Origin of the sequence: Paraburkholderia piptadeniae, assembly GCF_900007165.1 — a bacterium.
GTDB classification, from domain to species: Bacteria; Pseudomonadota; Gammaproteobacteria; order Burkholderiales; family Burkholderiaceae; genus Paraburkholderia; species Paraburkholderia piptadeniae.
In genome coordinates, this window is the sequence record NZ_CYGY02000114.1 from 1 (window position 1) to 6,802 (window position 6,802).

Here is a 6,802-nt window from a genome sequence, read left to right on the forward strand (position 1 = left end):
AGCACGATCTACACTAGATCGCTCGTCGGCAGCGTCAGATGTGTATAAGAGACAGGAAATTAGTTGACCACTACAGACCAGCCCCTACTGCTTGAGGCATAGCTTCGCCATGCGCTTGCTTGAGCAAGGCGTCGGCGTCAAGACAATCGGCGATCTGCTCGGTCACAACCGCCTTGAGAGCACGTGTGTCCACCGATACGACGCTCGTTTGAATTTCCTGACTTCGTCTACCAACAGGATCCGAATCATGCTATATGTCACTCTCTGTCGTACCCTCGTTGCCGTCCTCGGAGGCGGGATGCTTATAGCGGCATCTGCTGGCTCTTCCGTCGCGCAGGCCCAGGAGCCGAACACTTGTGATCAAGAATTTTATGTTCTCGCCGATGTCGCTGACGGTCAAAGCCGGCTCGACCGTGACCTGGAAAAATCTGGATGGCGAACCGCATACAGTGGTCAACGACGCCGGCATGTTTCGCTCGGGAGCGCTCGATCAGAATGAAACCTACCAGTTCAAGTTCGATAAACGGGGTGTCTACAAGGTCTTCTGCGGCATACACCCGAATATGATGGAGACCATCACCGTGCAGTAGACGGGTTGCAGAGGCGTTAGTGCCCCCCAATGCCGCAAGCCACTTGGAAGTCCGGGTTCCAGGGCGGGGCGATCACCTGCGGGGGCGCCTCCCGCAGGTGCATGCAGACTGCGGCTAAGGCAAATCTAGTGACCTTGGGGGTCGTGTAGCCAACGCAGCGCCGTTGGCTACACGAGAAGATTAAGACGGACTGATCCGCGCGGTCCCAGCGCTCACCATTTGGCGACTGCCCGAGTGTGCGTTAGCCGAGCCAGCGTCGTGGCCTGAAATCGCCGGCGCGTTAACGCGACGCGGCAGCAGATCTGCCCGCCGCGCAGGAATCGTCCAGTGCTGTGCCGCCGACATCTCCCGCGACAAGTCGTTGCGCGTCTTCTGCGGCGATCTTTGCCTCCGCCGCCTGAATGTCGGCCGGGTAGTCACCCTCATCGCCCGCGGACGGGTTATAACCGGCCTCCTCGAGTCGCAAAAGCTCCGCGCGCACCTGCGCGCGGGTCAACGGTAATTGTTGACATTGCGAGAACGCCGTGACCGGGCCGGCTAGCGAGCAGGCTGCCAGCGTGAGACAAACGAGCATCTTCATGAGATTTTGCTCCGAGAAACGTTTGGGTTGCCTGCCTTTAAGCCTTTAGGGCAGGGAAAACATCAAAATCTTTATTCCGCTAGAAAGGAAAGCCGAAGCGTCGCTGGGTGCGCGAGGATGGCCACTCAACTGCCGAAGTACGGAGAACAGAAGCTGATCGGCCCGACGCAAGCCGACGAGCCCGCAGCACTCGTATCCTTTCGGACATTGCCCCGCTCGCTCGAACCGGCTGCGGGGACGCCGCCGGTGCCGCTGTCATATTGCTGCCGCATGCGGGCGACCTGCTGTTCGAAGATCGGACTGACGTCGGGGTACGAGGTGTCAGTAATGAAGGCTAGGCCATTGTGTTCGGCCTGAATCAGTTCCTGCAGGGCCTCAGCGCGAGTCTTTCCCTGCGCCGACGCGCCGGTGGAAATCCCTGCCATTGCCAGGCCGACTATCGAAAGAACAACCACAGTGCGCCTATTCATTTCGGGTTCCTAATCATTTCGGTGTATGAGGATCGACGTGTCACCGTGAACAGGATTGCCAAGACTTGTTTTTGAGCTGAGGACCGCGGCCACCTGGGGTTGGATACAGGCCACAGTCGGGAGCGCGTCCTGATCAATTGCTCACGGGAAGGTATACATGGGCAGGACGGCAGTTATTCCCGAAGGCGTGCTTGACCTCATTGCCTCGGCTTCTGACACCTATCGATCAGCGGGACCTATACTTTCTGATCCGAAAGTTCGCGCGTTTTATTCCCGGTGGATCACTCGCTGCCGTCACCGCATATGGCACGAATAAATCGGCCCAGCCTTTGGTATTTCGTCAGATGCAATCGAAGCACTTTCCCTATCTTCAATGGTTGCGTCCGAGGGGTGTGAGATCGGTCCGGCTGACCACCGGACTGGTGCTGTTCACCTACGTGGGCACGCACCTCCTGAATCACTCGCTGGGGAATATCTCCCTCGCATGGCTGGAGCGTGATCTGCTTGTGCAGAAGTTCATCTGGCAGGGATGGCTTGGAACGGCCGTGCTGTACAGCGCGCTCGTGACGCATTTCTTCCTGGGTCTGTGGGCTCTGTACGAACGGCGCTCGGTGCACTGGACTCCGGGTGAGGTGGCGCAACTGGTTCTCGGCTTGTGCATACCGCCGCTGCTGGCGAACCATGTTGTGAATACGCGGGTCGCCCTTGCCGAGTTCGGCCTGAACAAGGGTTACGCGCAATTGCTGTACTCATTGTGGATCGATTCACCGTTCTTCGGCCGTGTGCAGCTGGTGCTGTTGGTGGTCGCCTGGCTGCATGGGTGTTATGGCATCTGGTTCTGGTTGCGATTGAAACCATGGTTTGGGGCGTGGCGGAGCGTGCTGCTGAGCGTTGCTGTCCTGCTCCCGGTGCTCGCGCTGCTAGGCTTCCTGCAGGGCGGACGCGAAGTGATCGCGCTCGCGCAGAATCCTGCCTGGCGCGCCGCGGCGACCCGGCCGACGATCATCGGAACGGGATTGCAAAACCTTTGGCTCGCCGAGCTGCGCAATGACTTTTTGCTCTTCGATGGTGGTGCGGTGCTGCTGGTGCTCGCCGCGCGGCTCGCACGCACGGTGCGGGAGCGCCGGGTCGGGCGGCTCTGCGTTCTCTATCCAGACGGGCGAAAGGTAATCGCGCCGCTCGGATTTTCGGTGCTCGAGGTTAGCCGCATGGCGGGCATTGCCCATGCCAGCAGCTGTGGTGGCCGCGCCCGATGCACGTTGTGCCGGGTGCGCGTGCTCAGCGACGCGCCGCTGCCCGCGCCTGCCGAGGCGGAGCAGCACGTTTTGGAACGACTGGGGGCCGATCCGCAGACAGTGCGCCTCGCCTGCCAGTTGCGGCCGACTCATGATCTCTCCGTGTGGCCGCTAGTGCCACCGGCAGCATCAACGGCTTTCTTGCAACGGAGCCAGCGGGACGTCATGCCGCAAGAGCGATTCGCAGCGTTCATGTTCGTGGATATGCGGGATTCCACAAGGATTGCGGCGACACAACTACCGTTCGACAGCATATTCGTGGTCAGTCGCTTCCTGAGTGCGGTCAGCTCCGCGGTAGTCCAGGCGGGCGGCCTGCCAAACCAGTTCCTGGGGGACGCAGTACTCGCGATATTTGGCTTAAGCAGCGAGCCGTCCACTGCCTGCCGTCAGGCGCTCGGCGCGGTGCCGTTGGTGGCAGCCAATATTGACGGTCTCAACGCTGCGCTCGAGCAGCAGCTGCAAACGAAAATCCGGTTTGGCATTGGATTGCATTGCGGCCGGGCGGTGATGGGTGAGATTGGTTTTCGCGAGCATGTCACATTCACTGCAATTGGTGACCCATTGAACGTGGCCTCGAGACTTGAGCAGTTGACAAAGGAGATCGGTTGCGAGGCGATCGTCTCAGAACAGGTCTTCCAGCATGCCGGCGTTTCAGCCGAAGGCCTGCCAGAGCTTGCCGCACGCCTGCGAGGCCGCGATGACGTGGTGCCTGTCCGTGTGCTACCCAAGGCGGCGCAGATGCCTCGAGCCTGACTACGCCCTTCGCGCCACGCTCACTGACCGCCGATGTCAAGACGTTGTTCAGCGAACGCGGCACAAGACCGGTGTGGGCCCTCAGGGCCGGTTGTACTTCATTCCGCGCGATTTCAACGAGGACAGAGGACGAGCCGGCTACGGGTCCCCGCCTCTTGTTTGCTGCAGGCCCTTTTTTCGAATCGCGTCGCGTTAGACGACGCCCTTCAGCAGTCCTCGCCACGCCATCCGCGTGGCCACTGTAACGCATCGTAGAAACTCTCCTGCGTCCGGTCGACCCGCATCAAGTTGCGCACCAGACGCTCGACAACGGCGCGAACGCGGAGTCGAAGTCGCCATCGGCGGATTCGATTGCCACACCGAGCGTGACCGCATCCTCGAGCGCCTAGGGTGTGCGTCTGCAGATGTCAGACGAGACATTCGCGGCTCCTTAGCGACGGATGTCCGGTTAGCAGCCCCCTCGCCGACAAGCCGAAGCCCACGGACGAATAATGCCTTTGGCCGATGAAACAAAGTTCATCTCCGCCAATCGAATGGCCGTTTGCTGGGCGGAGCCGACGTCTGAACGTCCGAGCCACGGGACGAGTGAATGACGCCTGTTGGCCGGTTAACGTCAGTTGCATCGCCGACCGGCAGCGGTCCACGTAACCGAGTCGATATCGGCACCGTGCCCGCCCATTTCGACCTTCGGCCGGAGCGGCTACTCCCTGGAATACTCGCCTTTCACCCTCTATAAAGGAATGGCTTCCCGGACAGGAGCGACCATGTCGGACGATTACCGCAATGTGCTCGAGAAGGCGTACACGTTTGCATTGCGGTTCCATGAAACGCGCGCAATTCGATGTCCGACCGCGACGGCGACACTCGATCAATTATGGGCAGCCCTGGACGCACCGACGCCTGAAGATGGCATGGCGGCCTCTGAAGTCATCAAGCTGTTGGCTGAAGGTGCGGACGCTGGACTGATGGGGGAGGCAGGGCCACGTTTTTTTGGCAAGGTCATCGGTGGCTCGCACCCCGTCGGCGTGGCGGCCGACTGGCTGACCAGCGTGTGGGGACAAAATAGCGGGTCTTATCTGGGGTCTCCAGCCAATGCCGTCGTCGAGCAGGTTGCGACAGGATGGCTGCTTGATCTGCTTTCACTGCCTGCGGAATGCTCGATCGGTTTCACGACGGGCGCGACCATGGCGAGTTTCGTGTGTCTCGCAGCAGGTCGAGGCGAGGTATTGCGCCGGGTCGGCTGGAATGTCGACGCAGATGGCCTCTTTGCGGCGCCTGAGATACGCGTGTGCGTTGGTGACGACGCGCACGCCGCGGTATTTGCCGCCTTGCGCTACCTTGGTCTCGGCCACGACCGGGTAAGCCGGGTCCCGACCGATGGAGCGGGGCGCATGCAGTCGGTCGCCTTGTCGAGCATGCTGGCATCCGGTCAAGGCCCGCTGATCGTGATCGCGCAGGCGGGCCAGATCAACACCGGCGCATTCGATGCGTTCAAGGACATCAAGGATATCGTGCATCGCCGCGGCGGCTGGCTGCACGTCGACGGGGCTTTCGGTCTGTGGGCGCGAGCGTGTCCTTCGCTGGTGCATTTGACTGCGGGCGTCGAGGAAGCCGACTCCTGGGCGACCGACGGCCATAAATGGCTGCAAGCGCCCTACGATTGCGGCTATGCAATTGTTCGGAACGCGGAAGCGCACCGGCGCGCGATGTCGTACGAAGCGAGTTACCTGCCTTCGGCCGGCGAGGGATGTCGGGAGCCGTTTCACTACGTGCCCGAACTTTCCCGACGCGCACGTGGCTTCGCCACCTGGGCGCTTATCCGCACGCTTGGGCGGAGCGGCATTGCCGCGATGGTCGAGCAACACTGCAAGCTGGCGCGGCGCATGGCGGAGCGGCTAGCGTCGGAGCCCGGAGTGGAAGTCCTGAACCAGGTGGAGTTGAACCAGTTTGTCGTGCAATTCGGCGTTGGCGCGCCACCTGAGCAACGGGACGCCCTAACAAGAGCGGTCATTCAAGGAATTCAGGCGGCCGGGGTCTGCTATGTCGCTGAGGCCGGCTGGCGCGGTCGCGTCGTGATGCGCGTTTCCGTCATTTCCTGGGCGACCACCGCTGCGGATATCGATCATTCGGTCGATTCCATCATTGCGGCCTGGCGCCAGGTTAGAGCCGCTGCAGGTAGAGCTGACAAAACGCGGCCGGATGATTCTCGTTAAGCTACGGCAGTCAGTTGGCCGAGGAAGTCTTTTGAAGGACGCGATTGTTTGCTATCGCGCACGTGAACGCCCGCGGCTCACAGCCAATCAACGACTTGCCCATCGCAGTAAACATCCATGATCACAGCCATCGTCCTCTATGACCTGCCGCCGGCCATCGGCCTCGAGGAGTGCCGGGCGCACTTCGCGAAGATCGCGCCGGATTTTCTCAAGATCCCAGGCTTTCTTCGCAAGCAGTTCATCTGCGCCCGCGACGGCAAGGTTGCGGGCGGCGTTTATATGTGGGAAAGCAAGGAGGCAGCCGAACGCTTCTATTCCGGCGAATGGCTCGCCGGAATCCGTGCTCGCTACAGCACCGAGCCGAAAATCAGCTATTTCGAGACCGTCGCGTTGACCGACAAGGCGAGTGGGCAGGCGGGCGGGCTTGACTGATCGGCAGGGGACCAGACGCGCGGACCGCCATCGATATCTGTTGGTTTCAGCATCGCGCCTTCCAATGGTGGCACCATGTACGACCCGCACGTCGCAGCATGGTGGGACAACGTCGGCACGCGCCGAGCCCGGGGTGTTGATTCGGATGCAGACGCCTGCCGCGCCAGCACTAATCGGCTGGATTTCGCCTTGTGCGGCATCTGAGCTTAATCAGCATCGTTCCGCAAGCTCTGTCGTAGACGGACTGCCCCGACAACGCAGGCAATGAATTCCCGGGTGAGCGACATGACCACGGCGTCCCGGTCATGGACGGCCGCCCGACGGGGGGGCCCGGCGATTGAATGCAGACGGCACGCTGCGCCGCCCATCCCGATACCCGCATAAGCGGCCACGAAGACAAGCACCATGATCCACCCAAGCGCTTCGGAGGCGTCCATCGGATGGACACTCGTCGCCAGACGGGAGAACC

The 6,802-nt window shown here is 61.2% G+C and carries 6 protein-coding genes and 3 pseudogenes; 5 read left to right on the forward strand and 4 right to left on the reverse strand.

All coding sequences use genetic code 11. The features are described 5' to 3' along the window. Positions 1-88 precede the first annotated feature (88 nt). Positions 89-187, forward strand: a pseudogene (locus BN2476_RS49415) (tyrosine-type recombinase/integrase); the annotation flags it as partial. A 111-nt stretch (positions 188-298) separates the two neighbouring features. Further along, positions 299-590, forward strand: a pseudogene (locus tag BN2476_RS40590) (cupredoxin domain-containing protein). 280 nt (positions 591-870) lie between these two features. Here BN2476_RS40590 and BN2476_RS40595 read toward each other — a convergent pair. Both BN2476_RS40595 and BN2476_RS40600 read right to left on the reverse strand, forming a co-directional pair. Next, positions 871-1,170 (reverse strand): DUF4148 domain-containing protein, encoded by a 300-nt coding sequence (locus BN2476_RS40595; protein WP_087739786.1) that lies wholly within the window; start codon positions 1,168-1,170, stop codon positions 871-873. A 125-nt stretch (positions 1,171-1,295) separates the two neighbouring features. Then, positions 1,296-1,640, reverse strand: coding sequence for a DUF4148 domain-containing protein (locus tag BN2476_RS40600; RefSeq protein WP_087739787.1), 345 nt, complete (start codon positions 1,638-1,640; stop codon positions 1,296-1,298). 344 nt (positions 1,641-1,984) lie between these two features. Here BN2476_RS40600 and BN2476_RS40605 point away from each other — a divergent pair, with 344 nt between their 5' ends. Next, entirely contained in the window at positions 1,985-3,688 is a 1,704-nt protein-coding gene (locus BN2476_RS40605; RefSeq protein ID WP_235851189.1) for an adenylate/guanylate cyclase domain-containing protein, read from the forward strand. A 206-nt stretch (positions 3,689-3,894) separates the two neighbouring features. Here the strand turns inward: BN2476_RS40605 and BN2476_RS50040 are convergent. After that, positions 3,895-4,073 (reverse strand): annotated as a pseudogene (locus tag BN2476_RS50040) (3-hydroxybenzoate 6-monooxygenase); the annotation flags it as partial. A 379-nt stretch (positions 4,074-4,452) separates the two neighbouring features. Here BN2476_RS50040 and BN2476_RS40610 point away from each other — a divergent pair. Beyond that, positions 4,453-5,901 (forward strand): pyridoxal phosphate-dependent decarboxylase family protein, encoded by a 1,449-nt coding sequence (locus BN2476_RS40610; protein WP_087739792.1) that lies wholly within the window; start codon positions 4,453-4,455, stop codon positions 5,899-5,901. A gap of 117 nt (positions 5,902-6,018) precedes the next feature. Continuing rightward, on the forward strand, positions 6,019-6,333 hold the full coding sequence (locus BN2476_RS40615) for a YdhR family protein (RefSeq protein ID WP_087739788.1): 315 nt from the start codon (positions 6,019-6,021) through the stop codon (positions 6,331-6,333). A 206-nt stretch (positions 6,334-6,539) separates the two neighbouring features. Here BN2476_RS40615 and BN2476_RS47825 read toward each other — a convergent pair. Continuing rightward, positions 6,540-6,802: hypothetical protein (locus BN2476_RS47825; protein WP_218274595.1), on the reverse strand; the 263-nt coding region annotated here is incomplete at its 5' end.

Bases quoted from the DNA above. Each gene is read 5' to 3' on its own strand.
- BN2476_RS40595 (WP_087739786.1), bottom strand. From the start codon at position 1,170: ATGAAGATGCTCGTTTGTCTCACGCTGGCAGCCTGCTCGCTAGCCGGC.
- BN2476_RS40600 (WP_087739787.1), bottom strand. From the start codon at position 1,640: ATGAATAGGCGCACTGTGGTTGTTCTTTCGATAGTCGGCCTGGCAATG.
- BN2476_RS40605 (WP_235851189.1), top strand. From the start codon at position 1,985: ATGCAATCGAAGCACTTTCCCTATCTTCAATGGTTGCGTCCGAGGGGT.
- BN2476_RS40610 (WP_087739792.1), top strand. From the start codon at position 4,453: ATGTCGGACGATTACCGCAATGTGCTCGAGAAGGCGTACACGTTTGCA.
- BN2476_RS40615 (WP_087739788.1), top strand. From the start codon at position 6,019: ATGATCACAGCCATCGTCCTCTATGACCTGCCGCCGGCCATCGGCCTC.